This window comes from Duodenibacillus massiliensis, assembly GCF_900128485.1.
GTDB lineage: Bacteria > Pseudomonadota > Gammaproteobacteria > Burkholderiales > Burkholderiaceae_F > Duodenibacillus > Duodenibacillus massiliensis.
The window spans coordinates 47,653-71,736 of sequence record NZ_LT635856.1 but is presented as its reverse complement, the minus strand read 5'-3'; the positions used below and the strand labels follow the sequence as shown (position 1 = coordinate 71,736).

At 54.2% G+C, this 24,084-nt stretch carries 32 protein-coding genes; 22 read left to right on the top strand and 10 right to left on the bottom strand.

The window, feature by feature from the left end; translation table 11 throughout:
- Positions 1-84: 84 nt before the first annotated feature.
- The 7 genes from BQ7486_RS01620 to BQ7486_RS01600 form a co-directional block, all read right to left on the bottom strand.
- Positions 85-1,062 (bottom strand): hypothetical protein, encoded by a 978-nt coding sequence (locus BQ7486_RS01620; RefSeq protein ID WP_074008712.1) that lies wholly within the window; start codon positions 1,060-1,062, stop codon positions 85-87.
- 6 nt (positions 1,063-1,068) lie between these two features.
- Positions 1,069-1,983, bottom strand: coding sequence for a YqaJ viral recombinase family nuclease (locus BQ7486_RS01615; protein WP_074008711.1), 915 nt, complete (start codon positions 1,981-1,983; stop codon positions 1,069-1,071).
- A 3-nt stretch (positions 1,984-1,986) separates the two neighbouring features.
- Positions 1,987-2,142: a hypothetical protein gene (locus BQ7486_RS11855; RefSeq protein ID WP_154666299.1), complete on the bottom strand. Its 156-nt coding sequence runs from the start codon at positions 2,140-2,142 to the stop codon at positions 1,987-1,989.
- 8 nt (positions 2,143-2,150) lie between these two features.
- Positions 2,151-2,390 (bottom strand): hypothetical protein, encoded by a 240-nt coding sequence (locus BQ7486_RS01610; protein ID WP_143182996.1) that lies wholly within the window; start codon positions 2,388-2,390, stop codon positions 2,151-2,153.
- 149 nt (positions 2,391-2,539) lie between these two features.
- A complete protein-coding gene (locus tag BQ7486_RS11850; protein ID WP_154666298.1) occupies positions 2,540-2,677 on the bottom strand; it encodes a hypothetical protein in 138 nt (45 codons plus the stop codon).
- A gap of 4 nt (positions 2,678-2,681) precedes the next feature.
- The gene (locus BQ7486_RS01605) at positions 2,682-2,888 is read right to left on the bottom strand and encodes a hypothetical protein (RefSeq protein WP_143182995.1); all 207 of its coding nucleotides are present in this window, start codon (positions 2,886-2,888) and stop codon (positions 2,682-2,684) included.
- A 208-nt stretch (positions 2,889-3,096) separates the two neighbouring features.
- Complete coding sequence (locus BQ7486_RS01600; RefSeq protein ID WP_074008708.1) at positions 3,097-3,768, bottom strand: S24 family peptidase; 672 nt, start codon at positions 3,766-3,768, stop codon at positions 3,097-3,099.
- A 152-nt stretch (positions 3,769-3,920) separates the two neighbouring features.
- Here BQ7486_RS01600 and BQ7486_RS01595 point away from each other — a divergent pair, with 152 nt between their 5' ends.
- The 12 genes from BQ7486_RS01595 (at position 3,921) to BQ7486_RS01540 (ending at position 13,633) form a co-directional block, all read left to right on the top strand.
- Positions 3,921-4,154: a helix-turn-helix domain-containing protein gene (locus tag BQ7486_RS01595; RefSeq protein ID WP_074008707.1), complete on the top strand. Its 234-nt coding sequence runs from the start codon at positions 3,921-3,923 to the stop codon at positions 4,152-4,154.
- 14 nt (positions 4,155-4,168) lie between these two features.
- Complete coding sequence (locus BQ7486_RS01590) at positions 4,169-4,981, top strand: YdaU family protein (RefSeq protein WP_074008706.1); 813 nt, start codon at positions 4,169-4,171, stop codon at positions 4,979-4,981.
- Between the two features lie 6 nt (positions 4,982-4,987).
- Entirely contained in the window at positions 4,988-5,827 is an 840-nt protein-coding gene (locus BQ7486_RS01585; protein ID WP_074008705.1) for an ATP-binding protein, read from the top strand.
- The gene (locus BQ7486_RS01580) at positions 5,824-6,105 is read left to right on the top strand and encodes a hypothetical protein (RefSeq protein WP_074008704.1); all 282 of its coding nucleotides are present in this window, start codon (positions 5,824-5,826) and stop codon (positions 6,103-6,105) included. The genes BQ7486_RS01585 and BQ7486_RS01580 overlap by 4 nt, the downstream gene beginning before the upstream one ends.
- A complete protein-coding gene (locus BQ7486_RS01575) occupies positions 6,102-6,287 on the top strand; it encodes a hypothetical protein (protein ID WP_074008703.1) in 186 nt (61 codons plus the stop codon). The genes BQ7486_RS01580 and BQ7486_RS01575 overlap by 4 nt, the downstream gene beginning before the upstream one ends.
- Positions 6,284-6,487 carry a hypothetical protein gene (locus BQ7486_RS11550; RefSeq protein WP_074008702.1) on the top strand — a complete coding sequence of 68 codons (204 nt, stop codon included), beginning with the start codon at positions 6,284-6,286 and terminating at the stop codon, positions 6,485-6,487. Before BQ7486_RS01575 ends, BQ7486_RS11550 begins: the two co-directional genes overlap by 4 nt.
- A complete protein-coding gene (locus tag BQ7486_RS01565) occupies positions 6,484-6,849 on the top strand; it encodes a hypothetical protein (protein ID WP_235836706.1) in 366 nt (121 codons plus the stop codon). Before BQ7486_RS11550 ends, BQ7486_RS01565 begins: the two co-directional genes overlap by 4 nt.
- Positions 6,850-7,083, top strand: coding sequence for a hypothetical protein (locus BQ7486_RS11545; protein ID WP_143182994.1), 234 nt, complete (start codon positions 6,850-6,852; stop codon positions 7,081-7,083).
- A 150-nt stretch (positions 7,084-7,233) separates the two neighbouring features.
- The gene (locus BQ7486_RS01555) at positions 7,234-7,686 is read left to right on the top strand and encodes a terminase small subunit (protein ID WP_074008700.1); all 453 of its coding nucleotides are present in this window, start codon (positions 7,234-7,236) and stop codon (positions 7,684-7,686) included.
- Entirely contained in the window at positions 7,683-9,023 is a 1,341-nt protein-coding gene (locus BQ7486_RS01550) for a terminase large subunit domain-containing protein (protein WP_074008735.1), read from the top strand. The genes BQ7486_RS01555 and BQ7486_RS01550 overlap by 4 nt, the downstream gene beginning before the upstream one ends.
- A gap of 63 nt (positions 9,024-9,086) precedes the next feature.
- Positions 9,087-11,342 carry a hypothetical protein gene (locus BQ7486_RS01545; protein ID WP_074008699.1) on the top strand — a complete coding sequence of 752 codons (2,256 nt, stop codon included), beginning with the start codon at positions 9,087-9,089 and terminating at the stop codon, positions 11,340-11,342.
- Between the two features lie 2 nt (positions 11,343-11,344).
- Positions 11,345-13,633, top strand: a complete 2,289-nt coding sequence (locus BQ7486_RS01540; RefSeq protein ID WP_074008698.1) for a glycosyl hydrolase family 28-related protein — start codon at positions 11,345-11,347, stop codon at positions 13,631-13,633.
- 75 nt (positions 13,634-13,708) lie between these two features.
- Here the strand turns inward: BQ7486_RS01540 and BQ7486_RS11845 are convergent, their stop codons facing one another.
- Genes BQ7486_RS11845 through BQ7486_RS01525 form a run of 3 tightly spaced genes read right to left on the bottom strand, consistent with a single transcriptional unit; the run spans position 13,709 to position 14,847 of the window.
- Positions 13,709-13,882 carry a hypothetical protein gene (locus BQ7486_RS11845; RefSeq protein WP_154666297.1) on the bottom strand — a complete coding sequence of 58 codons (174 nt, stop codon included), beginning with the start codon at positions 13,880-13,882 and terminating at the stop codon, positions 13,709-13,711.
- Positions 13,883-13,890: 8 nt separating this feature from the next.
- Positions 13,891-14,220 (bottom strand): hypothetical protein, encoded by a 330-nt coding sequence (locus BQ7486_RS01530; RefSeq protein ID WP_143182993.1) that lies wholly within the window; start codon positions 14,218-14,220, stop codon positions 13,891-13,893.
- Between the two features lie 9 nt (positions 14,221-14,229).
- On the bottom strand, positions 14,230-14,847 hold the full coding sequence (locus tag BQ7486_RS01525; protein WP_074008695.1) for a hypothetical protein: 618 nt from the start codon (positions 14,845-14,847) through the stop codon (positions 14,230-14,232).
- Positions 14,848-15,180: 333 nt separating this feature from the next.
- Here BQ7486_RS01525 and BQ7486_RS01520 point away from each other — a divergent pair, with 333 nt between their 5' ends.
- From BQ7486_RS01520 to BQ7486_RS01475, 10 genes are all read left to right on the top strand, one after another.
- Positions 15,181-15,645, top strand: coding sequence for a GNAT family N-acetyltransferase (locus BQ7486_RS01520; RefSeq protein WP_074008694.1), 465 nt, complete (start codon positions 15,181-15,183; stop codon positions 15,643-15,645).
- 280 nt (positions 15,646-15,925) lie between these two features.
- On the top strand, positions 15,926-16,243 hold the full coding sequence (locus BQ7486_RS01515; protein ID WP_074008693.1) for a hypothetical protein: 318 nt from the start codon (positions 15,926-15,928) through the stop codon (positions 16,241-16,243).
- Between the two features lie 2 nt (positions 16,244-16,245).
- Positions 16,246-16,551, top strand: a complete 306-nt coding sequence (locus tag BQ7486_RS01510) for a hypothetical protein (RefSeq protein WP_074008692.1) — start codon at positions 16,246-16,248, stop codon at positions 16,549-16,551.
- Complete coding sequence (locus BQ7486_RS01505) at positions 16,541-18,208, top strand: portal protein (protein ID WP_074008691.1); 1,668 nt, start codon at positions 16,541-16,543, stop codon at positions 18,206-18,208. Before BQ7486_RS01510 ends, BQ7486_RS01505 begins: the two co-directional genes overlap by 11 nt.
- 22 nt (positions 18,209-18,230) lie before the next feature.
- The gene (locus tag BQ7486_RS01500; protein ID WP_143182992.1) at positions 18,231-18,551 is read left to right on the top strand and encodes a Bbp19 family protein; all 321 of its coding nucleotides are present in this window, start codon (positions 18,231-18,233) and stop codon (positions 18,549-18,551) included.
- The gene (locus BQ7486_RS01495; RefSeq protein WP_074008689.1) at positions 18,548-19,234 is read left to right on the top strand and encodes a hypothetical protein; all 687 of its coding nucleotides are present in this window, start codon (positions 18,548-18,550) and stop codon (positions 19,232-19,234) included. The genes BQ7486_RS01500 and BQ7486_RS01495 overlap by 4 nt, the downstream gene beginning before the upstream one ends.
- Before the next feature lie 9 nt (positions 19,235-19,243).
- Positions 19,244-20,242, top strand: coding sequence for a major capsid protein (locus BQ7486_RS01490; protein ID WP_074008688.1), 999 nt, complete (start codon positions 19,244-19,246; stop codon positions 20,240-20,242).
- A 13-nt stretch (positions 20,243-20,255) separates the two neighbouring features.
- Positions 20,256-20,657 carry a hypothetical protein gene (locus BQ7486_RS01485; protein WP_143182991.1) on the top strand — a complete coding sequence of 134 codons (402 nt, stop codon included), beginning with the start codon at positions 20,256-20,258 and terminating at the stop codon, positions 20,655-20,657.
- 92 nt (positions 20,658-20,749) lie between these two features.
- Positions 20,750-21,379: a phage connector family protein gene (locus BQ7486_RS01480; RefSeq protein WP_074008686.1), complete on the top strand. Its 630-nt coding sequence runs from the start codon at positions 20,750-20,752 to the stop codon at positions 21,377-21,379.
- Complete coding sequence (locus BQ7486_RS01475; RefSeq protein WP_074008685.1) at positions 21,369-23,990, top strand: phage tail protein; 2,622 nt, start codon at positions 21,369-21,371, stop codon at positions 23,988-23,990. Before BQ7486_RS01480 ends, BQ7486_RS01475 begins: the two co-directional genes overlap by 11 nt.
- Positions 23,991-24,084: the final 94 nt, after the last annotated feature.

Below are 24,084 nucleotides of genomic sequence, written 5' to 3'. Positions count from 1 at the left end.
CTGCCAGGGCCTTATCGTCAAAGGTCATTTTTTGGACTCCTGTTTGTGCTTCCTAAGTGAAAGTTGTGTGTTACGGGTGATCTTTCACGGTTCCCGAACTTCCGGCTCGTTCGGATTGAGATCCGGGAGCGGTTCTTTGGGCGCGGCCGTCGGTGCGGGTTCCGCTCCGGCATCCGGCGTATCAGCGTCGGCAATCTCCGTCGTTTCAGCAACTTTCTGCGCCTTGAGTCTTTCTTTCAGCGTCTGTTTCTCGGCGGGCTTTTCAATGGCAGGAGCGGCAGGGGCGGACTCCGGTTCGAAGAAGTCCGCAGGCTCGGCCATGCCGTCCTTCAAGCTGGTGTAGATCGTTCGAAGCCGTACGATTTGAGCCGGTCGGATGGCTTCTACGTGGCACTGGCAGAACTTCTCGATCTGCGCTTTGGTGACGCCGAACTGAGAGAAAGCATCAATGAGTTTCTTGATGCCTTCCGGCGTTACGTCTACGTTGGCGCGAAGCGTTATCTGGCACTGCGACACAGCCGCCTCAATCACGTCCCCGGGGATCACGGCCAAAATGCAGGCGCGAAGGCGGCGGCTACCCTGATTGGCAATAAGCTCATAGATGTCGCGCGGGTCTTCGAGCTTGTAGGAGCCTCTCTTCGTGTGACGAATGTGAGGAACAGAGAACGTCACTTCGCGGCGGGTGTTTGTTTCTACGTCCCAGGCGAAAGCCTGAACTTCAGACTTTCCCCCGGCGTTTGAAAGTTCACGAATGCCAAACTGCATATTGCCCCACTGCTGTGCGACGGCTTCGGCGAGGCGAATCGACGGACCTGTAACTTCGCTTCCTCCACGAGCGTAGGAATAAACGGCGGCCTGAGCGAGTGTTTGCCGCGTGCAGGCGTTCAAGATTCGGTCCATCGCGGCGCGTTGATCTCGCGGATTCATGCGGGCGATAGCCAAAGCGGCCTGCACTTCAGCCACGGCGCGAGAACTTTCAACGGCTGCTGTAGCCGGGGCGGATCCGCGGCTGGCGACAGGGGCGGGGGTGGCGAAGGGGTTTACGGTGATTTCTGTTGCCATGATGATTTACTCCTCAGTAATTTTTACGATGAAGCGGCGGGTCGGCGCGCTTTGTTTCGTGTATTGGTCGTAGATGTCCGGCATGGCTTTTTTGAGCGCAGCCGAATCAAGTCGGGCTACTGGTTTGCTGCTTTTCCAGGTGGCAAGGGTTGAGCCTCCGAAAGTCAGCTTTTCGCTTTCGCCCATGAAGGCCTGAACGACAGCAGTCAATTTGTCGTCCGTGTCCTTCAGCTGTTTGATTTCGTTTCGTACCTTGGCGAGTTCGGTCATGGTCTCGGCTATCTTGTTGTCGGCCTCAATGCTCGAAGGAACGGAGGAGGGGAAGGCGGCCTTCGTTTCTGCAAGCGAACGAGGAGCCGGGGGCGTCCGGTTCTCGACCATCTTCCAGAACTTTGCTTCGGCTTCGATCAACATCTGAGCAAGTTCGTCGTCGTACTCGACTGTGTAAATGCGAAAGTCGGAAGCGCCGATGAGCACTGCCACGTCGCAAAGCCGGTATCCTGTGACGATCATGTAGTGCATGACCTGCGTCAGGTAATAGTCTGGGATTTCGTTCGTGCCTTCTTCTCCCCAGTCTGCGCCGGTTCGTGCGGTCTTGATTTCCAACAGACGGTCTTCGCAAACACCGTCTACATTGGCAATCATGAAGGGATGAGCGTCGCTGCGGAACTGTTTTTCCGGCACGGCCACGACGCGTCCCGTCTTATCCGCGTAAGCCTGGCGGATAACCGGTTCCAGGCGGCGCCCCCATTCCATGGAATCGCTGTCTTTTTCCGTTGGGGTGTCGGCTACCTTCTCGTTGTATACGTCCAGCGGCGTTGTCCATTTGGAAATACCAAGAATCGGGGCGACATCGCTACCGCCGATTCCGGTCTGTCGGGCTTTGAGCCATTGTTCGTGAGAGATCTGTACTGCTGTCATTTTCTACTGTCCTTTAAACGGGTCCCAGTGGTAGAAGTCGCCGGCATTGATCCAGCCGTCATCTTCAAAGCCATCGTCGCCATCGTCCTCTTCCGGCTCTTCTTCCTCTTCTTCGTCCTCGAGCTCTTCGGCGTCGAGGTCCTTGTCGTCTTCGTTCATGTAGCCTCCTAGTCGAGGTTGAGTTCGCCCATCAGGCGGGAGAACTCGTCTTCTGTTAAGGCGTAGGAGTTCGATACTTCTCTGCGGCTTGCGTCGCTCACTGAAACGGTATGCAGCTCGGTGTAGACGAAGTAGCTTTGGCTGCCGCTCTCGAACACCATCACGCGCTCAAGCGGGTAGACGTTGAGCGGCTTCCAGGTGTTGGCGTCTCGGATCAAATCTTCGTTGTGTTTGCTGAGATCAATCATTTCTTTCTCCGTTAAGGCAGGGCGCCACCTTCTCGTAAGGCAGGGCGCCACCCCCCCCCCTTCTCGTTTCTAGTAGCCTGGCAGAGATAGCAGCACGAGCATCGTGAGGATGAGTGCCGCGGCTGCCAGGACGTTTTCGATGAACTGCTTCATGCCAGCACCCACTTCAAAAGCGTCACAAGACCCGTGACGGCCGCGATGACGATCACCACGTTTGCCTGGGACCAAAAGCGGTCTTCTTCAATGTCGGCCAACTCACCCATGCGAAAGACGAAGTCCAATGTCATGGCGTTACTCCTCCTCAACGTGCTCATGCAGATCGGAGAGCGTCACCGGCGCGTACATGTATTCGGCGTAATCCGACACCACGATGCGGGCGTCCGCAGGGAACTGCCTCAGCGCCTCGATCATCTGGGCGACCGTCATTGCCCTCTTTGCAGCCTTCTCAGCCGAGTACTCAGTCCGCTTGGGGTTCAAAACAATGGTCGTCTGTGTCATTTCGTTGCCTCCTGGTGGTTTTGTTTAGATGAGTCCGAATTACTCATCTGCGTACCCGAAATTAAACCACATCACTAACCTGCTTGTCAACTATAAAAGATGACTTCAGGGTATTCTGGTTAGGTGACCGGTTTTTGATAGGAGTCAAAAAGGCAACAAAAAAGCCCGCAGTGCGCGGGCTTGAGATTTGATGAACAATGGAATTTTATTAGAGCGAGTGCGTGTTACAGCAGCCGACACACCGTCCAACTATCACGATGTTGGACGTGTCCTTCACTACCATCTTTTCATATTTTGGATTATCCGACAAAAAATATACTGATCCGTCAGGGTTCATCTGTATCCGATATATGAATGCCGAACCCTTATACGTCATGGCGTATATGCCGTTGGCGGTGAAAGTGTTTTGCGAGATGTCAACGACGACTGATCCGCCTTGGAGAATTTCTGGCTCCATGTTGTCCGATGGCGCAGAGAATAGCTTTAGCGCACTGGGCTTGGATGTGGAAAGAGCTTGTTCGTACAGCCAATCTTCTTTGCACTCCATCAGCCTGATTTTGCTCAATTCCTGAATGCGCATCAGGTTGTACTCTTTCCGCGCCTCAAGCGCTGTAATGCGCACGTACCCCGTAGCTTCAGGCGTTTCCGCTGCAACTACAAAATTTGGCGCTTCCTTATCCAGGCTTTGCAGGGGAAGCCCCAGTTTAGGTTCTATGTCACGAGCGATCTTTGAGCCAAAGGACTTGGTGCCGTTGAGCATACTGCTTATTTGTTGGACGCTCTTTTGAGTCTTTCTGGCAACAGCAGCGGCTCCACCTAACTCATCGGCGATACGTCGCAGATTAACCCGGCGACGAGCTGTCAGTTCATCATCAACCATTATTTGTCCTCCTCTTAGTCCGGCTAGGTCAAATTATGGGTTAGATTGTCGCACAAAGTCTAGGAAAGTTTTGCGCCGTATTGGTTGACTTTTGGGGAATGTATGGGGTAGTATTCCAGTACCCATAATTGAACTAAAACGGAGTAGCTCTCATGCTTCCCTCTGCATCGCAGTATTTCCGCTCCCTTGCGTCGGTCGAGAAAAAGGCCATTTGCAAAAAGTGCGGGATCAAACTCAACTACTTTTACAACATCGTCAACCACCCGGAACGTCGTGTGTCCGTCACGCTTGCTTGCAAACTCGAAGAGGCAACGCGCCGGCAGGTTTCCCGTCGGGCGATTCTTCCTCAGATCGATTGGGAACTCATTGAAAGCACGGGCAAGTAGCCGGGAGGCTCGCCATGAACTACGTTCAGTTTCACGTAGGTGACTGGGATTCGAGCACGCGTCTTTTGTCGCCACTCGAAAAGGGTGTCTACATAGATTTGTTGATGCTCTACTACTCAGTCGAGCGTCCGCTTATGCGTTCGGAATGCGAACGCATCTCCCGAGCATATGCGCCGGAAGAGAAAGCCGCACTGGAATATGTGCTTGACCGCTTTTTCCATCGTGAAGGTGACGTTTATGCGCATCGCCGGTGCGATGAAGAGATTGCCAAGGCCGCGGAGAAGTCCGAGAAGGCCGCGAAGTCTGCTCAAGCCCGATGGAATAAGGGCTCAAGGGGAAAGAAAGCCTCAGACGCAAATGCAAACGACATGCAAAACGGATGCACTTGCAATGCGGACGCAGATGCGAACGGAATGCAAACGCATAGCGAACGCAATGCGGACACAATGCTAACCAATAACCAAGAACCAATAACCAATAAAGAGACAGAAAGAAAGAAGAAAGAAAAGCGGCAGGCAATCACGCACGCATTCAACCTTGACCTTCTTCCTTCTGAATGGGCGGACTACGCAAAACAGGTTCGGCCTGATCTTGACCCGCAGACGGTGTTCGCTGATTTCGTCTTCTACTTCACGAAAGGACGAGGGACTGGTGAGCTTCGTTCTGACAAAGGGTGGAATCAATCTTGGCAAGGCTGGGTTCGTCGCCAAAAGGAAACACGAAACGCCAAACCCGCGGGATCAACCGCACACCAACAACCTGAAGTTTTTGACGAGGCCTACTACGAGGGATCAATGAATCCTGACGGTACGGCCAATTGGGGGTAAGCAACCATGCAGACATTTTCAGCCATCATCGAATCCTCGCAGGGCGCAGTCCCTATGCCGATCCGCAGGGGCGCCGTTTTGAACTGCGCAATTCACGGACCGTATAACGGTATTCAGACCGTTTTGGGCGGGCAGGTCGTGTGTGAGTCTCAGTGTCCTGAGTGCGCACTGATCGAACGTAAACGCCGCCAGGAAGAGCGTGAGGCCTACGAAAAGGCTAAGAAAGCGGCCGAAGCCCGCGACCGCATCGAGGAGGCATTACGGCGCTCCTGCATCCCGGCCGAATACCGCACCAAAACATTCTCGAACTTTCTGGCCGAGACGAAAAGCCAACAAGGCGCGCTGGACCTCGCCTGCCGGTTCGTGCGCGGTTGGGAAAAGGCGAAAGAGACCGGCTACGGACTCTTTTTCTTCGGTAACCCGGGGACCGGCAAAAGTCATTTGGCGTGCGCCATTCTTCATGCCCTTTTGCCGCAGTCAGAAGGCATCTATACGCGCGCTACAGACATCATCCAATACGTCCGTAGCACCTGGAGCGGAAAAAGCGACAGAACGAGTTTTGACGCAATTCGGCTTTTCTCGGAGGTCTCCCTGCTTGTGATTGATGAGGTCGGTGTCCAGGCCGGCACCGAAAACGAGAAGCAGATTCTTTTTTCGATCATCGACAGCCGGATTTCAGAAAACCGCCCGACGATTTTCCTCTCGAATCTGCGCCCGGCAGACCTTAACAACGTTCTCGGTCCGCGCCTTGTGGACCGCATCCGCGGCAAGTGCGTCGCTTATCAGTTTTTAGGTAACTCAATGCGCCGGCCGCTTTCGGCTGACGTTTTCGGAGAGGCGGCATGAGCACCGAAACTTTTCTTGCCCCTAACGCGAGTCTGATTTCGTGCGACGTCTTTGTCAGAGAAAAAGTACTCGGGCCGGAAGACGTGGTGTACGACTCTTGGCACGTCGTTATCAGCATTCCGGCGTACGTGCAGTGGACGCCTGCCGTCTGGGTGGGGCTCGATGAGGGCGAACGCAGACTGTGGCCGGTTCCGGCGGACTGGCGCATGACAGCAAAGGACTGCGAAAAGGTCGCTGTGGAATTTATCGAAAAACTCAAAAAGGAGGGATTGGCATGAGCAACCCGAAGCACGTGCAGTTGAAGCCTGAGGACGCCGCGAAGATCGTGGAAGTTCTCGCAGATGTTGAAACAACTGCGCCGCGATATTTCAAAAAACAAGGTTTGTTGCTTCAGCTCATGCGGCTGAAGCGAGAGGTTCGGCGCGTTCACGCGCAGTACGAAAGGGAGGATGAGGAATGATGAAAACGCCTACCGGAGTTTCACGCGCTGTCGCAGAGAAGCTGACTCGCGCTTATAAGGTCGGCCACGACGTAGGGCTTAAAGGCTGGGCGCCGTCCGTAGAGGCTGAACAGTTCAAGACGAAATTAGAGCAGCGGTATTTTTGGCTGGGCGTCTGCGACGCTCAGGTCGAAAAGAACCACAGGAAGGACGAAGAATGAAGCCCACAATGAAACGTCTATACGCCAAAGGTCGGCTGAAGCCTGGTGAGATGAACGCGACGGAATCCGCTTATGCGGCTTTTCTGAAGGCAGAACAGCAGGCGGGGCGCATTGAGAAGTTTTGGTTCGAGTCCATGAAAGTCAAGATTGCCGCCGGGAAGTGCTGGTACACGCCCGACTTCATGGTGCTCCGGCCAAACGGTGAAATTGAACTTCACGAGGTCAAAGGGACGCTCGCCGTGTTTCAGGACGACGCCCGGGTAAAGGTGAAGGTTGCTGCGTCTCAGTACCCGTTCCGGATGTTTGTGGTCTTCCCAAAGGCGAAGCGTCAGGGGTGCGGGTGGAACATAGAGGAGTTTTAAATGAATGAACGACTCGGAATTGCTTTTGTTTTCCCGCCTTTGGTGGCAACCCGACTTGCCCGGGCTGCCGCCGAAGCCCAAGCCTTGCCAAAAGAGTCAATCTCCCGCAAGCGCGTCATCGAAAACGCCGTCGCGCAAGCTCGACAAGAGTGTCCGAGTTTCTTTGCGGATGGTGGCAGTGAGCGGCAACGGGGTACGGATCGGGGAGGACTCGCCGGTGGCAAAGTACACTGACGCTGAGATAGATCAGGTGTTTCAGCTGCGGGATGAGGGGTACAGCTTCAAGGCCATAGCCGATATGCTTGATATGCCAAAATCAACCGTGTGGGCTGTGGCGGCGGGGCTCATGCGTGGAAGAGTTGTGGATCATTGGGAGAGGAGAAAGTGCCGAAACTGACGCCGAAACAAGAACGATTTGTGCAAGAGTACCTTGTCGATCTGAACGCGACTCAGGCTGCAATTCGGGCGGGATATAGTGCGAAGACGGCGCGGGAGCAGGCATCACGCCTGTTGTCAAATGTTAACGTTATGGAGGCTGTTGCGGACGGGAAAGCCGCTCGAACGCAACGGCTCGAAATCACTCAGGATCAGGTGCTGCAGTGGCATATCGATCAGTACCGGATCAATGCCAAGACTTACGGGAAAACCGAGTTCGATGGCGAACGCCGGTCTCAAGTCTACGACGATGCAGGACTGCCGGTGCAGGAACAGGTAGACGCACCGGCCGCCAATAAGGCGCTTGAGTTGATCGGAAAGCACGTCGGGTTCTACGAAAAGGACAACAAGACGACAATTGCTGGCGGTCTCAGCATCGGATGGAGCGGCGACGAAGAATGACGGTACAGATAAAAATTCCGTACGCGCCCCGGTATCCTCAGGACGAGATTCATCAGGCGCTTGAAACTCATCGTTTCGCTGTCCTGGTTGCGCATCGCCGTATGGGTAAAACGGTTCTCAGTGTCAATCACCTTATCAAGCGGGCTATCGTTGACGCGAAGGAGCGGGGCTTTTACGCCTACATTGCCCCGTTCCGGAATCAGGCCGAACAGATCGCCTGGGGTTATCTGAAGCACTACACGGCCCCGATACCGATGTGCAAGGTCAATGAGCAGAAGTTGTCTATCACACTGCCGAACGGCGTCACTATCCGCATTTACGGTGCCGATAATCCGGATGCCCTTCGCGGCGCGTATTTTGACGGCGTGGTTCTTGACGAAGTGGCGCAGATGAAGCCCGAAGTGTGGGGCGAAATTTTGCGCCCGGCGCTCGCTGACCGCAAAGGTTGGGCGGTATTCATTGGGACGCCGAAGGGGATAAATCTCTTCAGTCAGATGTATGACAAGGCTCTCGAACGCATGGCCGCCGGTGACCCGGAGTGGATTGCAATGCTCTACTCAGTGGATCGGACGCACGTTATTCCGGACAACGAGTTGCAGGCGTTGAAACTCGAAATGTCCGAGAATGAGTTCCGGCAGGAATTCATGTGTGACTTCAATGCGGCGGCCGACAATGTGCTGATCTCGATTGATACCGTCCGCGCCGCTGCGTGCCGACAGTACCGAGAGCACGATTACGCTGCGTCTCCGCGCATCCTGGGTGTTGACGTGGCACGCTTTGGGTCTGACGCTTCTGTGATATTCAAGCGTCAGGGCGTTGTGTCTTGGCCGCCGACAGTCATCCGGAAACTCGACAATATGGCACTCGCGGATCAGGTGGCGATTCAGATTAGGGAATGGCAACCGGATGCGGTGTTCATCGATATTGGCAATGGTTCCGGTGTTGTCGATAGGTTGCGGCAATTACGTTTTGATGTGACGGAAGTGGCCTTTGCCGGTGCCTCTTCGGATCCGCACTACGCAAATAAACGCATGGAAATGTGGGCAGAAATGGCGAAATGGCTACAAGACGGCGGGGCAATCCCTCCGGATACGATGCTACAAGCTGACTTGTCCGCGCCGACGTACGGCTACACCACGGGCAAAGGGCTGAAGATTTTGGAGTCGAAAGACAAGATCAAGGAACGCATTGGGCGAAGCACTGACTTGGCGGATGCTTTGGCGCTCACCTTCGCCGCGCCCGTCGCGCCGAAACTAGATCAGCGGCTCGAACGACAGCTCTACGGCTCTTCGAACGACTACGACGCAAACGAGGAGTTCGATAGGTCGTGGCGTTAACCCGTCCATAAACGCCGGGGCCACGGGGCGAGACTGCAGAGACTAAATTCTGAGGTCTCGCCCATGGCTATTCAATCTCAACTTCGCCGAAGCGATATTTATGTCGGCGACGGTGTGCAGACGCAGTTTTCTTTTTCTTTCAAATTACTGAAGTCTGAGGATGCCGAAGTTCACGTTGCGCCGCCCCATGGCGTTGATGCGGTTCTTAACCCAAATGCGTACGTCTGCGTCCTTAATGACGACCAAGATATCAACCCTGGCGGCAAGATTACGCTTAAGGAGCCACTGGTAAAAGGCGCGGCGCTTGCCGTTATCTCGGGCGAAGCCTATGTACAGCCGACGGTTTTCACAAACCGAGGGGCGTTCTTTCCGACGGTGCTCAATGATTCGCTCGACCGGCTGACGATTCTCTGTCAGCAACTTGTCGAGCAAGTCAGCCGCGCGCTCATCACCGATCCGACGGACGCGATCACCCCTCGTCAGCTGCGCGATAAGTTGCTCGCCGCGGTGGACGACGCTATCGCTGCAGCCGGGGCGTCCAAGGAAACGCTTGCCGCCTGCGAAGCCATCAAGGGCTTTATCGAACGTTATTCGTGGGATATTCCCCACCTGGTGAACTCCCTTGAAGAGGTCGAGGCTTATCCCTACGACGGTTACTTTTGGGTCAAGGGCTACGGCAATCCGGGCAACGCCGGGGAGGATATTTCGAACAGGTTGGTGGGCGGCGAGACCTTGGAAAAGCTGTTTCAGACGATTGCGGAGAAGTTGGCCGATATGCTCAGCAAGAGCGCCGTGCTGGCTTCTCCGTGGTGGCGGACTCGTCAATTTACCGAACGCCTTGATCCCGGCATCCTTTTTACCACGACGGTTGACTGGCGGGATTCAAACTCGCGCTATTTTCTGCAAGGCTTTTGCACCGATGGAGAGGATACCGTTTGGTTCGCTGAAATCACGCAGGACAACGCGTCTCAGCGAATTGTGAAATACACGGTGTCTACGGGCGCCCGAACGTCCGCGGATTACACTGATCTCTATCACGCTAATGGTCTGACGTACTGCAATGGAAAGTTGTACGTCACGACGTTGGCTAGTGACGTGGCTCAGGCTATCGCTGTCGTTGACGCGGCTACATTGACGCGCGAAGGTTTTATCGCTTTGCCTGCAGCTAGTGGCGGCGCTATCGCCTACGACTCCTATACCGATCGGTTCTACGCCTATGCCAATGCCAAGGTTTTGGTGTACACGACGGAATGGGTATTGGAGCGTTCTATCCCGTGGAGCTATCCAACATGGGCTCCGGCGACAGGGCAGGACTTTGGTGTGTACAAGGGCTTGTTGTTCTTCCCGCGCAGTACCACAAGCAGTACGAATGTTCTGCAGCGCGAGGAAGCCATTGTCGTGTTTGATACGGCAAAGTGTGAAGTCGTGTGGAAGTGGTTCCTTGGGGGATCGTTCGCCGAGTTGGAAAGCGTGGACTTCTTCAAGGGGGCCATGCTTCTTGGCTTTAACGACGGCCCTAATGAAATTCCTTTCTATCTCGCAGATTTCGACTTGGCGGAGCCATCAGCGTTACCGCAAACACAGGATAGAGTCCTCGCTGAAAGCGGGGGCTTTTTCGGTAATCTGATGCAGGAGAACGTCGCCATCTATGTGGATGCCTCGGCGGCCTACGCCGGGGATGGTACCGCGGCTAAGCCATTCAACTCTTTGAACCGGGCAATTTGGTGCCTGCAGCAGACTAAGAAGCCATACCGCGCGGTTATCAACGTGGCCGGGGACTTCTCCCGCGTCAGCGTTCTGTATCTGCAAGGGCTGCTTCGCCTAGTTGTCGTGCAGCAGTGGGCAGGGAAAACGACAGCCGTTCTTCCGCCTCTCCGAATCAACGACAGTACGGTGCGATTCTCACAGCTCACGTTCAAGGGGGTTCAGGACTACGGTGGAATACGGATGATTGTTCATGCCGAAGGCGGAGAGGTCGATATTCGAAACTGTAGCTTCAACTCGGACGGCGCATCGTTGTCGCCTCAGTACGCCATCTATACCCTGCGCTGCGACCTGCGAATCAATACCCTCGACTTCTCCGGAATGTCGTCAAACCTTCCGACGAATTACCTCGTGTACTCGAACTCGGGCTCCTCCTTAAGTCTGTATTCGAATCTGGCGTCCTTCACTTTCCCCGACGGCTTCACCGGTGTGCGGTTCTTTGTGTTGGGGCCCATGTACTCGCAGTACAGCGATTGCCGATCCAGTATGAAATCAAATATGTATGTCGGTGCAAAGACTGCCGTGGTCTACGACGGTAGCGGCACGGGTGCTTAATCATGACAATCCAATACCATTCCGGCGTCGCCCTCGCCAAGAAGAAGGGCAAGGATATTCACATTGTGGAAACGCCCACAGGCATCGGGGATATGTTGCCGGTGGCCGCGGCCGGTACCGTCTACCCGCGTCAGCTCCGGTACCGCTTCGCGGACGTCGTCAATGTGAAGGATTTTGGAGCTGTTGGCGATGGCCACCATGATGACACTGCAGCCATTCAGGCCGCGATTGTTCAAAGCACTGACAGACATGTCGCTTGCTACATGCCTTCAGGCGTCTACTTAATTTCGTCAGATATTGCGTTGCCCTCTGACAGCTTCGTTTATGGAGATGGCGAAAAGAAAACGATATTTGTCGTGGCTAAAACGGCAAAGAACGAACTTGATGGTTTCGTAAATCTTTCTAGATATAAAGCGAAGTACCAGTCAGTCGCACAAACAACTTATGATACTGACATCACAATCAAAAACTTAGCTATCAAGATGAACGGGTGGGATAGAGCCGCTCAGGTTACTGATAGTTATGGTGGTTGCGGTGTAAAGCTCGCAGGCGTAAAAGGTGCTTTAGTTGAAAATGTTACTGTCATAGATGCAGTTATGCACGGGTTTGACTGTAGCACTTTTGAATTAAAAAACAACCACGATGTTGGTCACTTTAATTACGATGCTGTGTCTGGCGGATGTGAGCAAATTGTCTTTAGAGATACAAAGACAATTAACTCAGTCATCGACGATGGTTTAACGACACACTTTGCTAAAAATGTTTTGGTTGATGGTCATAAATCAATATTTAATCGATCTGTCAAAGCAAAAGAAAATCAAAACGGCATTGAATTTGATGGGGGTAGTGAAAATTGCACTGCTACAAGCTGCTACGTCTATGGCTATGCAAGCGCATATTCTGCTGTTGGGCACCATCAAGAGCCGCCTGCAAGAAACATCACAGTTACAGCTTCAACTGCTGAAAAGGTTGCCAACGGTTGTGTTGCCTGGTGCGTTCCTACGGAAGTGCCTCAGACTGAACTTGCAGAAAAGACTTGTGCAAGGAATGTTATTTTCACTGACATTACGTTAAGAGATTTGAGTGCTTCATACGAGGGCGCAACCAAACTCCGACCTGTCAAGGTGGAAGGTTATGCAAACGTAGTCGTGGACGGGTTGCAAACTTATGGGATTTGTTCTGAAAACGTGGCGAAGGTTCAATGCGTCCTCAACGGATTCTTTGGCGTATATAGAAATCTCGCCTTCAGAGATATTAGCTATGTAAGCGGTACTTCGGAATACTACGGGCTGTTTACGACGCAGGTATCGGATTTTGCATCGTCTAAGCACAATATCGTCGAAAATGTTTTCGTGGATAATCTAGAAGGCTATACGTATGCTCTTTTCGATAAGGCTGGATCCATAGATAAAATTGCAAATTTCATTGTAGAAAAGCAATCTGGATTAGCTGCGGGCATCATATCTAATAACGAGCGAGTTGTTCTTGAAAACATTGACATAGTAGGCTTGAAAAATAAAGTCTTGGTGACATCGTCAGAAACATCTACGGGGCAGCTAAGAGACTTCGTTGCAACTAATGTCAGTGCTTGTGAGTCAGATTTTGCTCAAAATGCAACGTCAACATTCGTTGGGGTAAACCGTCCGCACTTTCGATTTGGAAATGCATATTCAAAATCAGGGCACATTTCCTATCCGATAAATACTCAATTTTTTATTGGGGAGTGGGATGGATCTACATTTACTGCACGAGTTTTACTAAGTGCAGAAAAATCTCTTAACCCCGGTTTGAGTAATGCTCAGGCGTTAGGATCAGCAACGGCACGTTGGTCTCAACTTTTCGCGGCTACAGGCACAATCAACACGTCCGACGAGCGGTCGAAGACTTCGATCGACTCCCCCGACGACGCCCTCATGCGTGCCTGGAGCAAGGTGAACTTCAAGGTCTTCCAGTTCAAGGACGCTGTAGAGAAGAAGGGCGGCGACGCTCGAATCCACGTCGGCGTCGTTGCCCAGGAGGTGAAGGCGGCATTCGAGTCCGAAGGTCTGGACGCAACTCGTTACGGTCTTCTCTGCTACGACAAATGGGATGACGAATACGAAGACGTAGAGGTTGTCGATACGCCAGAGGTCGTCGCAGAAGATGGTACCGTCACGCCTGCTCAGACTCACGTTGTGCATCGTCTCGTGACTCCTGCGGGCGATCGGTACGGCATCCGCTATGAAGAGGCTCTTGCACTTGAAGCCGCTTACCAGAGATGGCGCCTGGCGCAGATTGAGGCGCGGCTGTAACGAAACCCCGTTTCAGCAGCGACTCGTAGAACTGAGATTGCAATGAGAACCCCGGCGATGAACCGGGGTTTTTCGTTACTCCTTGCAGACAGCCTTTATAGTGGCGATGGCGCACCACGCTTTTTCAAGCGTGCGAACGTCCTCACCGCTTAAGCCGCCACTGTCGCGGGCCTCATCGCATACCTTGTCGATCTTTTCGAGCAGGCAGTGCATGGATTGCTCCGCGCGGGCTTTCATAAGTTCCTTCATTTCCATGACTATTCTCCATGCCGGTTCATGATTTCCTTCAGCGCATCCAGGTCGCCTCGATCAGGCTTGTACGGCCCGATGGCGAACGGGTGCGCTTCAAGGTTCTTTGCGGCTTCGCCGTACAGTAAGTCCACGTCGATTCGGTTTTGCTCATCCACCGCTCCCAAAGACTTGAGCATCGGCAGGTAAGGTTCGATCATCGCCGGGGCCCGCTGTGCGACGAGCCCCGAGACGATGCCGACGGCGAAGGGCAGAGAACCGCCCTGCTTTTCTGCGGCCGGGATGAGGACTTGCTGAGCAAATTCCACAACCACCGCAGGCAAGTTTCCAATCGGCATTCTCATGGCTTAACCCCGGTTAACGTTGATGCTGCCAGTCACCGGCTGAACTGCCGGAGCTGCGGCTGTGGGCGCAACCCACGAGTTGTAGCGTTCCATCACTTCAGGACAGATCGCTGTGCGCGGGATAACCGTGTGGGTGATCTGGTTCAACGTGGTGTTGATACCGGCGACAGCGTTGTTGAGCTGGGCAATACCACAGCCGCACGTCTGCGCAACAGTGTCAATCTTGGCGCCAAGTTCGGCGCGCACCAGCTTCTCGCGCAGGTCGGCGATCTCGGCGTTCTTGGCCACGTTGGTTTCGAGCACAGCGATGCGTTCACGGTTCTGCGCGGCCTCGTTGGAGAGCGGGCGGATAAAGCCCATGAGCTCGTCACGTAGCGCCTTGTTCTCAGCGCGAGAGGCGACGTACACCTCGGCGTTCTTGTTGTCAGAGTACTTCTCCGCGCGGAGGTTAGCGTTCTCAGCCATCAGCGCAGAAACCTGATTGCAGTTTCCGCCGCCAAAAAGGCCGCCGAGGATTCCGCCGTTGCCGTTGTTGGCAGAGCCAAGAAAGCCGAGAGAGCCCAAAACAAGGGCAGGGATGCCTACGCCGTTGGCGAGGCCTTTAGAAGCAAATTCAGCCATAGCAAACTCCTTTTGCTATGGAACTCAAGGTTCTCAGGATTGTGCGCTCGCTTGGCGCTGAGAAGTGGGCTCAGGGGCCTCTTTTGAAACAGGCTCCGAATGGGCCTGCAGATTGGAATACGCTGAAAGGTCGATGACGTTCATCGTTTTACAGCGACACAAGATGTAGATGCGTCCGCCTGGAGGCCTGTCTAGCGAAAGGTCGAAAAGGCGTTTGCCGCATCGGCAACGGACTTGAATTTCCATTGCAGTACCCTCCCATGAAATTTCATGAACGCATCGTATTTGCAAGGCTTTGAAGTTTATGGACGATTGAGCGATTGTCGTCCATAAATGTACCGTCGCCCCGCTGAAACTGCGGGTATGCGATACGTACTCATGTCCTGTTATGACCTGCTGCGGAAGCACCGAGATTTGCTTGAAACGAATTTCCGCGAATCAGGTAACGGCCCGATCTTTGATCCGACGGAAGACTTCTACCGCGCACTCTCCGAAAACTCGCTGGCGTTTGCCTTTGTCGCCTACGACGGAGAAAAAGCGGTGGGGGCTGCGTCGATCTTTGTCGCGCCTCATCAGCATTCTGGGGAACTTACGGCCTGCAACGACACGATTTTCGTATTGCCCGAATACCGAGGGACGATGGTGCCCGGACGGCTTTTTGTGATGTGTGAGCGTGAGGCAAAAAAGCGGGGGTGTACGTCGTTTCAGTGGATCTGCGACGAGCAAGCACCACTCGCCGCGGCTTTGCAGAAACGGCCGCATTCAGGCTGTCAGGTGACATTTATAAGGAGTCTGTGATGGCTGAACCTTCAGCAGAAGAGTTTGAACGTCGGCATTTGCGAAAGCATCGACTTGGAGGTGACAAGAAATGAGCCATGGCCTTGCTTTGAAAATGGGCCTTGCCAACATTGTTTCTCGCATTACATCCCGTAGGCGTAACAACGGCACTCCTGGCAAGCCTGCTAGTGCTGAATCCACAGGGGCAGACGACGCGGCAATGGACGCTGGTACGTCTAGTGCTGCGGACGGTGAAGGCGGAAAGTTATTCCGCAAGCGCAATACGTTGGGGGGCTAACAAATGGGATTTTTCTCTAAATTAAATCCGGTAAAGGCCGTAAAGAAGGCTTTCAACAAAGTAACGGGCAAAGACGCCCGCGACAAGGCCAAGGAAGAAGCACGTCGGCAGGAGGCCGAATTAGCAGCGCAGAAAAAGAAGCAGCAATCTTTGTTGGACCAGCAACAACGCAAGTCCAACGGGAACGACGCTGATTCCTCTCAGCTTTCAGGGCTTGGTGACTTCGGCGCTGACTCCGGTCCGGGCGATTCGTTGACGGGGCTTGGCGGCATCAGTACGGATGATCTCAAGCTGCAGAAGAAAAAGCTTTTGGGGGCGTAGCTATGGCGCAGACAATCGCTGGGGCAATTATCGGTGCTGTCACCGGCGGCCTCAACATTTATACCCAAAAGCGCCAACTGGATCGTGAGAAGGCTTTGGCAGAAAAGCAGTATCAGGCCACTAAGCAAGCTTATGAAAACGAGGCGCAGGAACGCGAGAAGGCTAACGGCAAAGAACCGGATATTGATTCTTTGCTTGCTTCAAACACGTCCAGCAAGCGGGCGGCTACTGATCTAACGGGAGGCAAGCTGAAGAAAACGAAGCTGTTTAACCAAACGAGTACGCTCGGGGGCGCGAATGGCAGTTGATGTCAAGCAGCTTCAGCAGCGCTTGGCTGGGCTGAAAGCGGAACGTGAGACGTGGGAAAACCTTTGGTACGACATACGCGACTATGAGGTGCCGGACTTGGGGGCGTTCCCCGGTGAGCGTGGCTACGAGGGCGGTAAGCGCTACACGCGCCTGTATGATGCCGAAGCCGCAGACAGTGCCGATATTTTGGCGGCAGGACTCTTGGCGGGCGTCAGTTCGCCGTCGCGGCCGTGGCTGCGTCTTACGACAATGGATCCGGACTTAGACGAATCGCCGGATGTGAAACAGTGGCTGTCTGAACTTCAGGACTTGATCCTGATGTATTTCGCAAAGTCGGAGGTCTACAACTCGCTGCATCGCTCATATCTTGAGCTTCCGGCGTTCGGGACTGCGTGTTCCATTGTGCAGCGTCACCCTGACCGTGTCATCGATATGATGAATCTCACGGTTGGGGAATACTGGCTCGCGGCTGATCCGTTCGACCGTATCGACACGGTTTATCGTCATATCAGCATGACGGCGAAGCAGATGGTGCAGAAGTTCGGTATCGATGCTGTCAGCACCGATGTCAGAAGTTCCTTACGCGATAACCCGTACCGTCGCTTTGACGTGATGCACGCCATTGAGCCGCGTCTTGACCGTAACGTGATGAAGCACGACAACCACAATAAGCCGTGGCGGTCTGTGTATTGGGAACAAGGCCGCAGTGACGGCAAGGTGCTGGGTGAGTCCGGCTATGACCAATTTCCGGCGTTGTGTCCCCGATGGCTCACTACGGCGGGCTCTGTTTACGGGCGTGGCCCTGGTGCGAAAGCCTTGTCGGCGGCTAAAAGTCTGCAGCGCCTGCAAAAGCAGATGGGCATCCTCACGGATTATCTCTCGAATCCACCGATTCAATACCCGACAAAGTACAAGGGCGCAATGCAGCTATTCCGTCCCGGCGGTCGCATCCCGGTTGACCCTGCGGACAACGACGTGATTCGCTCGGCTTGGGCAGTGCAGGCATCGCCTGAAATGCTGCAGGCGCAGATCGCAGACGCACGGGCGCAGATACAGCGCTACTTCAATGTGAACATCTTCCAGATGATCGCGGCGAATCAAGGTACTGACCGTACGGCTACCGAAATCCAGGCGTTGGAACAGGAAAAGGTGATGATGCTTGGGCCGGTGCTTGAGCGCCTTCATACGGAAATGCTTGATCCGTTGGTCTCTACGGCGTTTGGATACCTAGTGGAGGCCGACTTGGTGCCTGAACCTCCGCAGGAAATGCAGGGGAAAGAACTCAATGTTGAATACATCTCGGTACTGGCGCAGATGCAGAAAAGTTCTGCGGTGGACGGCGTTATGCGCACGGTGCAGCAGATTGGCGTTCTGGCGCAGATGCGTCCGGAAGCGCTCGACAAATTGGATGCCGATGAAACGATTGATCTCTTGGCGGATATGAACGGCGTTCCGCCGTCCATGATCGTTGCGGGCTCTCGGGTGGCAATCATTCGCAAGCAGCGCGCCGAAGAGCAGGCGCAGCAACAGCAGCAGATGCAGGCAGCACAGGCGGCTTCCACTATCAAGGATTTGGGGCAGGCGGCAGGCAGTGTCGGCGGCGCGGATATAGCGATGAGTCCCGAACAAGAGCAACCATCTCAGGGCGTGATGTAAGGCCGTCCATAAAGGTGACGGGATGACAGAAACAATGGCAGACACTCGGATGCAGGGCATTTTCGAAGAGGAAGAAGCCCGCGCAGAAGAAGAACGGCTGCGAAAGCAGGAAGAAAAGAAACTCGACAACGCGCTGAAAAGCCTGATGGAAACCGAGTTCGGCCGTCGGGCAATGCACTGGGTTCTCTCCCTTACGGGGCAGGCGGACTCGGTGACGAGTACTGATCCGATGCGAATGATGCTCCTCAGTGCTCGGCGAGATGTAGGACTTGACATTCTCCGGCGACTTCGCTCGGCCGGGCTTGAAGAGCAGATCAATTCAATGCGAGAGGAAAACAAATGACAGATGCGGCAACTGTTACGGATACCGGTGCGGACGCTGGCGCTACGCCTCCTGATACCGGTACGACTGATCCCGGTGTCGCCGGAGGTACGCCCGCTGCCGCCGATGCAGTACCTCCGGCGACCGGGGGGGCGGACGCGGCCAATGATGGTGGCGAACCTGCGGCGGGTGACGACGGGACGGACAAGGGCGATAAGCCCAATGAATGGCTCGGTGCGCCCGAAGATTCCTACACCAACGAAGGCATCGAAGTTCCCGAAGGCGCGGAACTGAATGACGATGTTTGCGAAACGTTGGCGGGTGTCTGCCACGAAATGGGCCTCTCGCAGAAGTCCTTTGCCACGATCATCAACAAGATGAGTCCGGTGCTGCAGCAGGCGCAGGAACAGGCGCTGGCGGCCTTCAAGAGTGAAAACCTCAAGGCGTTCGCTGCGGACAAGGAACTCGGCGGCGCGAAGGCCAAACAAAACCTCGGCATTGCGGCGAAGGCATTTCAGAAGTATTGCCCGCCGGAGGCGCGGGAGCTCCTCGTAAAGACGGGGCTCGATACGCATCCGGGGATTATCAAGATGTTCTATCAGATCGCTCAGTCGATCTCCGACGACGTTTCACCGCGCGGCAACGGTGAGGGCGGACAGGGAGACCCGTTGGCCCGGTTTTTCAACAATTCCAAGATGAACTAAGAGGAAAGCATGGCTGCTATTGCTCAGTATCCTACCCTTGCTGATGTCGCATCCCGCACGGATGAGAACGGCGAGATTGCTCCGATTGCAGAAGTCTTGTCGCAGAATAACGCTATCCTGCGACATATTCCGTGGCGCGAATGCAACATGACCACGGGCTTCAAGCATTCAATCCGAACTGGCATCCCTGAACCGACGTGGCGCGGGATGTACGAAGGCGTCCAGCCGACGAAGTCTTCGACTGCCTCTGTGGTGGACGTGACCTCTAACGTTGAAAACTACGCTAACGTTGATATTGACCTTGCCAATATAAACGGCAACACGGCTCAGTTCCGCCTCTCGGAAGAAAAGGCCTTTATTCAGGGCATGAGCGATGCCGTCGCTGCTGCTCTTTATTACGGCGACAATGACAAGGATATTCGCAAGTTCACTGGCTTGGCTACGCGCTATGCCACGATGAACAAAAAGGTTCCGGCGTCGCACAATGTGGTTGCTGCTGATGCTGGTTATACCGGTACGGCTGATGGCTACACTTCTGTCTACATTGTTAACTTTGACGAATTCTTCGGACTTTACCCGAAGGGCTCGAAATATGGTTTGCAGCATACAGATAAGGGACAGCAGACTGTCGATGCCCCCGACGGCAAGGGCAAGATGGAAGCATACGTTGACCACTACAAGTGGCAACCCGGTGCGGCTCTTAACGATTGGCGAGCCTGCGTTCGTGTGTGCAACATCCCGATGAAGGATGGCGAAGTTGATCTGCAGTCTGATTCTCTTATCAAGACGCTGATTCGCGCGAAGAACCGTATTCCGGCTCAGTTGCGCCGTCATCAGGTGATGCTTTGCCGCACCGAAATTCAGACGGCCTTGGAAATTGCCGCCTATGAAAAGTCCACGCAGTGCCTCAAGATTGTGGAAGCTGCCGAACAGATGGCGACGCACTTCTTCACGATTCCGATTGAAGCCGACGACGCTATTCGCATCGACGAAGCCAAGATCAGCTAAGGGAGAAAGAACGATGCATGTTGATTTTTTAACCATGTATGCCAGTGAACTGACGCTTTCCGGCGCAAGCAAGGATTCGAAGGTTCTTGATATTGGTAAGGCCGGTATTTCCGAAGGTGTCGGCTATATCTACGTCCGCAACGTCGGTGCCGTGACGGGGCTCGCAAGCGTTGCGCTTCAAGGCAGTTCCGATAATTCCACGTTCACGGAAATCCTTTCCTACAAGCTGACTGACCTCACGGACGGTGGTGGGATCAATATCCCGATTCCGCAGGGCTTACCCCAGTACACCAAGTTGGTGTTTGCGGGCACGTCCATGTCTGGCAAGGTGTCTGCCGGCGTGACGCTCCGTCCGGACAGCCCGCGCGGGAAGCGAATCGGGGATTATGAAGCGAATCCTAACTACGCTGCTTAAGGAGGTGATCCTTATCTCTCCGCTGGCCTGACGGTTGGCGGTGCGCAGTTTTACGGGGAGTCTGACGGCTCCCCGCTTTCATAGGAGGCCCTATGACTACCGTTGTCGATATTTGTAACATCGCGCTGTCGTATCTCGGCGATACGGGCACGGTGACTTCCATTGATCCGCCCGAAGGTTCTCCGCAGGCGGATCATTGTGCCCGGTTCTACCCGTTGGCGCTTAACCGTATTCTCACTGAAACGGCGTGGACATTTGCCACAAAGCGCACCAAACTCAATCAGCTGAAAGAACCTCCGATTGGTGCGGCCTATGCCTACGGATATCCATCGGATTGCCTGCAGATTCAGCGTGTATTCGACAAGTCGGGCCGTGACCTGTATTCCTATCATCTTGAACGGTCGGATTACGGTATGGCGATTCTGACGGACGTTCCAGCGGATTGGGTTCGGTATACGACGTCGCTGGTGCCGGCCGAGTTGTTCCCATCGGATTTTGCCGATGCTCTGGCGCATTTGCTGGCAGCCAAACTCGCAGGTGCAGCGATTACCGGGGCGACTGGTGCTTCCATGGCAGAAGAACAACTGAAGATTTACACGCTGATGGTGAAAGACGCTATTAAGCGCGACGCTTTGCAGGACACTTCGGTGGATATGGCACGAACGCCTTATACGGGTGATATGCGCCTTCCAGAGGAAATGGGAGGCTGGTATGGCCGTTGATAAAGTAATTCAGCTTAGCTTTGCCGGGGGCGAAATCTCGCCGGATATGTATGGCCGCCGCGACGACGTGAAGTATCAGGCCGGGCTTTTGAAGTGCCAAAACTTCATCTGCCTGCCGCAGGGACCTATCCGCAACCGCCCGGGGTTCGAGTTCGTGAACAAAGTGGGTAACGACTCGCGCCCAGTGCGGCTGATCCCGTTCACGTACAGTGCCGGGCAGACGATGATTATTGAGCTCGGACACAAGTACGCCCGGTTCCATAGCTACGGTGCGACGCTGGTGAATGACGACGGGACGGAGTATCAGGTCACAACACCTTGGGATTCTGCGGACTTGTTCTCTTTGGATTATGTACAGTCTGGTGACATTGTGACGGTGACGCACGAAAACTATCCGCCGACTGAAATTCGTCGCTATGGTGCACGGGACTGGCGAATCGTAACAGTCGAAACCAATACGAAACTCCCGAAGCCGACGGGGGTAGCGGCGGTACGTGCAACGGCTGCGGCTGAAGATTCGAACGCCGACAAGTACACTCAGAAGTATCGGGTATCTTGCCTCAATGCCGACAAAACAGAGGAAAGCGAAGCGAGTGAAGCGGTGAGTGTCGTGGCAAACCTCTACGCTTACGGGACTACGGTCAAGATTACCTGCGACGAGATGAAGGGCGCAGCCTTCTATCGCTTCTATAAAAACAAGGGCGGACTTTACGGCTACATTGGCGATAGTGAAACGCCGGAAATCATCGACGACAACATTACGCCGAAGACGGAGATAACGATTCGTCGCTTTGATGATGTGTTCTCTACGTCTCGCGGCATTAAGTCAGTGACGGTAACAAACGGCGGAAGCGGTTACACCAACTGCGTCAATGGACTTTTGCCGGTGGAAAACATTAGCACGACGTGGATTTCACGTTCTGGCTACCCTTCGCTTTCAGTAACGCTTAGCGATTCGGCCAATACTGGCTACGGCGGCAAAGTTGAGTTGGTGCTTGAGCGACATTCATCGCCCGGAACGTCTTCAAGCGGTAACAGTTATACCAACTACTACACGACGCTGAAAGGCATCCGAATTGTCTCCGAAGGGAACAACTACACTTCTCCGAAGGTGGTGGTTTCCGGTCAGACACTCTCTGCGTTTTTCGTGTCCACAAAAACTGAGACGTACTCGCTCTCCACTTATTCTGGCGTTCCGACGGTGGAAGTGTCCGATAGTACGGGTTCGGGGGCTCAGCTGCGGGCTGTGGTTGAAAACGGGAAGGTTGTTTCCGTACAGATCAGGGCGGCGGGTTCCGAGTACACGGCACCGAAACTGACATTCCGCGGCGGTACGGGCTCCGGTGCTACGGGTACGGCGACGACAGGTGGCGCTGGTGACTATCCTCGGGCCGTCGGGTACTTCGAGCAGCGGCGTATCTTTGCCGGATTGCATTCGGATCCGCAACGTGTGCTGATGACGCGTACGGGCAGTGAGTCGGACTTCAGTTATTCCCTCCCATATCGCGATGATGACCGCGTGAGTTTTCAAATGGCAAGTCGAGAATTCAGCGCAGTACAGCACGTCGTTTCGCTGACAAGTCTGATTCTCCTCACGTCCAGCATGGCTTTCCGCATCAGTCCGCAGGACGGCAGTGTGATTTCTCCGTCGTCCATTGCCGCAAAGCCTCAGAGTAATACAGGATCGAGCCGGGTGATGCCGCAGGTCGTCGGCAATGCCGTTGTCTATTGTGCGGCCCGTGGCGGGCACGTCCGAGACTTTGCTTATGAATATTCGGCGGGCGGCTTTGTGTCGTCGGATTTGTGCCTCCGGGCTTCGCATCTTTTCGACTTCAAAAAAGTTTTGGACTCGGCATTGGCTTTGGCGCCTATACCGCTTCTTTGGTATATCAGTTCCGATGGCTCGCTTTTGGGGCTGACATACATTCCAGAACAGGAAGTTTTGGCCTGGCATCAGCATATTACCGACGGTGTGTTTGAGTCCGTGGCGGCCGTGGAAGAGGGCGAAGAGGACCATCTTTACGTTGTCGTTCGTCGTGAAATCAACGGGCAGACGAAACGCTACATTGAGCGGATGACTTCAATGAACGTTGAAAACATCCAGGATGCGTTCTTTGTTGACTCGGGCGGCGTGTATTCAGGAGAGCCGACAACGCACGTTACCGGTTTGAATTGGCTCGAAGGCAAGACGGTTTCTATCCTTGCTGATGGTGCCGTCATGCCTCAACAAGTTGTAACGAATGGAGTGGTCGATCTTGATTCGCCTGCGTCCAAAGTGATAGTCGGATTGCCTTTCGAGGCTGATGCTAAGACGTTGCCGCTCACAATGCAGAACAAGAGTGCGCTTGGTGGGGGCATTAAAAAGAACATCATTCAAGTCTTCCTACAGGTCTATCGCTCGTCGGGTGTATTTGTGGGTCCGGACTTTGACAATCTCACGGAATACAAACAGCGTACGACAGAAATGCCCGGAAAGCCGCCGGAACTCAAGACAGAGGAAATTGAGTTGCGCCTCGCGCCGACGTGGCAAACCGAAGGTTCCGTTTGCATTCGACAGGCTGACCCGTTGCCGCTCACGGTGCAGGGGTTGGTTCTTAATGTCTCGACTTAACCGTCCATAAAGAGTCGCCTCGCCCTTCGAAAATGCTTCCGTTAGAAGAGGGGCGAGATTCCCATGCAGGAGTACCACGATTGTTTTCGATACC

Excerpts from the sequence above, each read along its gene's own strand:
- BQ7486_RS01620 (WP_074008712.1), bottom strand. The coding sequence starts at position 1,062 with ATGGCAACAGAAATCACCGTAAACCCCTTCGCCACCCCCGCCCCTGTC.
- BQ7486_RS01615 (WP_074008711.1), bottom strand. The coding sequence starts at position 1,983 with ATGACAGCAGTACAGATCTCTCACGAACAATGGCTCAAAGCCCGACAG.
- BQ7486_RS11855 (WP_154666299.1), bottom strand. The coding sequence starts at position 2,142 with ATGAACGAAGACGACAAGGACCTCGACGCCGAAGAGCTCGAGGACGAA.
- BQ7486_RS01610 (WP_143182996.1), bottom strand. The coding sequence starts at position 2,390 with ATGATTGATCTCAGCAAACACAACGAAGATTTGATCCGAGACGCCAAC.
- BQ7486_RS11850 (WP_154666298.1), bottom strand. The coding sequence starts at position 2,677 with ATGACATTGGACTTCGTCTTTCGCATGGGTGAGTTGGCCGACATTGAA.
- BQ7486_RS01605 (WP_143182995.1), bottom strand. The coding sequence starts at position 2,888 with ATGACACAGACGACCATTGTTTTGAACCCCAAGCGGACTGAGTACTCG.
- BQ7486_RS01600 (WP_074008708.1), bottom strand. The coding sequence starts at position 3,768 with ATGGTTGATGATGAACTGACAGCTCGTCGCCGGGTTAATCTGCGACGT.
- BQ7486_RS01595 (WP_074008707.1), top strand. The coding sequence starts at position 3,921 with ATGCTTCCCTCTGCATCGCAGTATTTCCGCTCCCTTGCGTCGGTCGAG.
- BQ7486_RS01590 (WP_074008706.1), top strand. The coding sequence starts at position 4,169 with ATGAACTACGTTCAGTTTCACGTAGGTGACTGGGATTCGAGCACGCGT.
- BQ7486_RS01585 (WP_074008705.1), top strand. The coding sequence starts at position 4,988 with ATGCAGACATTTTCAGCCATCATCGAATCCTCGCAGGGCGCAGTCCCT.
- BQ7486_RS01580 (WP_074008704.1), top strand. The coding sequence starts at position 5,824 with ATGAGCACCGAAACTTTTCTTGCCCCTAACGCGAGTCTGATTTCGTGC.
- BQ7486_RS01575 (WP_074008703.1), top strand. The coding sequence starts at position 6,102 with ATGAGCAACCCGAAGCACGTGCAGTTGAAGCCTGAGGACGCCGCGAAG.
- BQ7486_RS11550 (WP_074008702.1), top strand. The coding sequence starts at position 6,284 with ATGATGAAAACGCCTACCGGAGTTTCACGCGCTGTCGCAGAGAAGCTG.
- BQ7486_RS01565 (WP_235836706.1), top strand. The coding sequence starts at position 6,484 with ATGAAGCCCACAATGAAACGTCTATACGCCAAAGGTCGGCTGAAGCCT.
- BQ7486_RS11545 (WP_143182994.1), top strand. The coding sequence starts at position 6,850 with ATGAATGAACGACTCGGAATTGCTTTTGTTTTCCCGCCTTTGGTGGCA.
- BQ7486_RS01550 (WP_074008735.1), top strand. The coding sequence starts at position 7,683 with ATGACGGTACAGATAAAAATTCCGTACGCGCCCCGGTATCCTCAGGAC.
- BQ7486_RS01545 (WP_074008699.1), top strand. The coding sequence starts at position 9,087 with ATGGCTATTCAATCTCAACTTCGCCGAAGCGATATTTATGTCGGCGAC.
- BQ7486_RS01540 (WP_074008698.1), top strand. The coding sequence starts at position 11,345 with ATGACAATCCAATACCATTCCGGCGTCGCCCTCGCCAAGAAGAAGGGC.
- BQ7486_RS11845 (WP_154666297.1), bottom strand. The coding sequence starts at position 13,882 with ATGAAGGAACTTATGAAAGCCCGCGCGGAGCAATCCATGCACTGCCTG.
- BQ7486_RS01530 (WP_143182993.1), bottom strand. The coding sequence starts at position 14,220 with ATGCCGATTGGAAACTTGCCTGCGGTGGTTGTGGAATTTGCTCAGCAA.
- BQ7486_RS01525 (WP_074008695.1), bottom strand. The coding sequence starts at position 14,847 with ATGGCTGAATTTGCTTCTAAAGGCCTCGCCAACGGCGTAGGCATCCCT.
- BQ7486_RS01520 (WP_074008694.1), top strand. The coding sequence starts at position 15,181 with ATGTACCGTCGCCCCGCTGAAACTGCGGGTATGCGATACGTACTCATG.
- BQ7486_RS01515 (WP_074008693.1), top strand. The coding sequence starts at position 15,926 with ATGGGATTTTTCTCTAAATTAAATCCGGTAAAGGCCGTAAAGAAGGCT.
- BQ7486_RS01510 (WP_074008692.1), top strand. The coding sequence starts at position 16,246 with ATGGCGCAGACAATCGCTGGGGCAATTATCGGTGCTGTCACCGGCGGC.
- BQ7486_RS01505 (WP_074008691.1), top strand. The coding sequence starts at position 16,541 with ATGGCAGTTGATGTCAAGCAGCTTCAGCAGCGCTTGGCTGGGCTGAAA.
- BQ7486_RS01500 (WP_143182992.1), top strand. The coding sequence starts at position 18,231 with ATGACAGAAACAATGGCAGACACTCGGATGCAGGGCATTTTCGAAGAG.
- BQ7486_RS01495 (WP_074008689.1), top strand. The coding sequence starts at position 18,548 with ATGACAGATGCGGCAACTGTTACGGATACCGGTGCGGACGCTGGCGCT.
- BQ7486_RS01490 (WP_074008688.1), top strand. The coding sequence starts at position 19,244 with ATGGCTGCTATTGCTCAGTATCCTACCCTTGCTGATGTCGCATCCCGC.
- BQ7486_RS01485 (WP_143182991.1), top strand. The coding sequence starts at position 20,256 with ATGCATGTTGATTTTTTAACCATGTATGCCAGTGAACTGACGCTTTCC.
- BQ7486_RS01480 (WP_074008686.1), top strand. The coding sequence starts at position 20,750 with ATGACTACCGTTGTCGATATTTGTAACATCGCGCTGTCGTATCTCGGC.
- BQ7486_RS01475 (WP_074008685.1), top strand. The coding sequence starts at position 21,369 with ATGGCCGTTGATAAAGTAATTCAGCTTAGCTTTGCCGGGGGCGAAATC.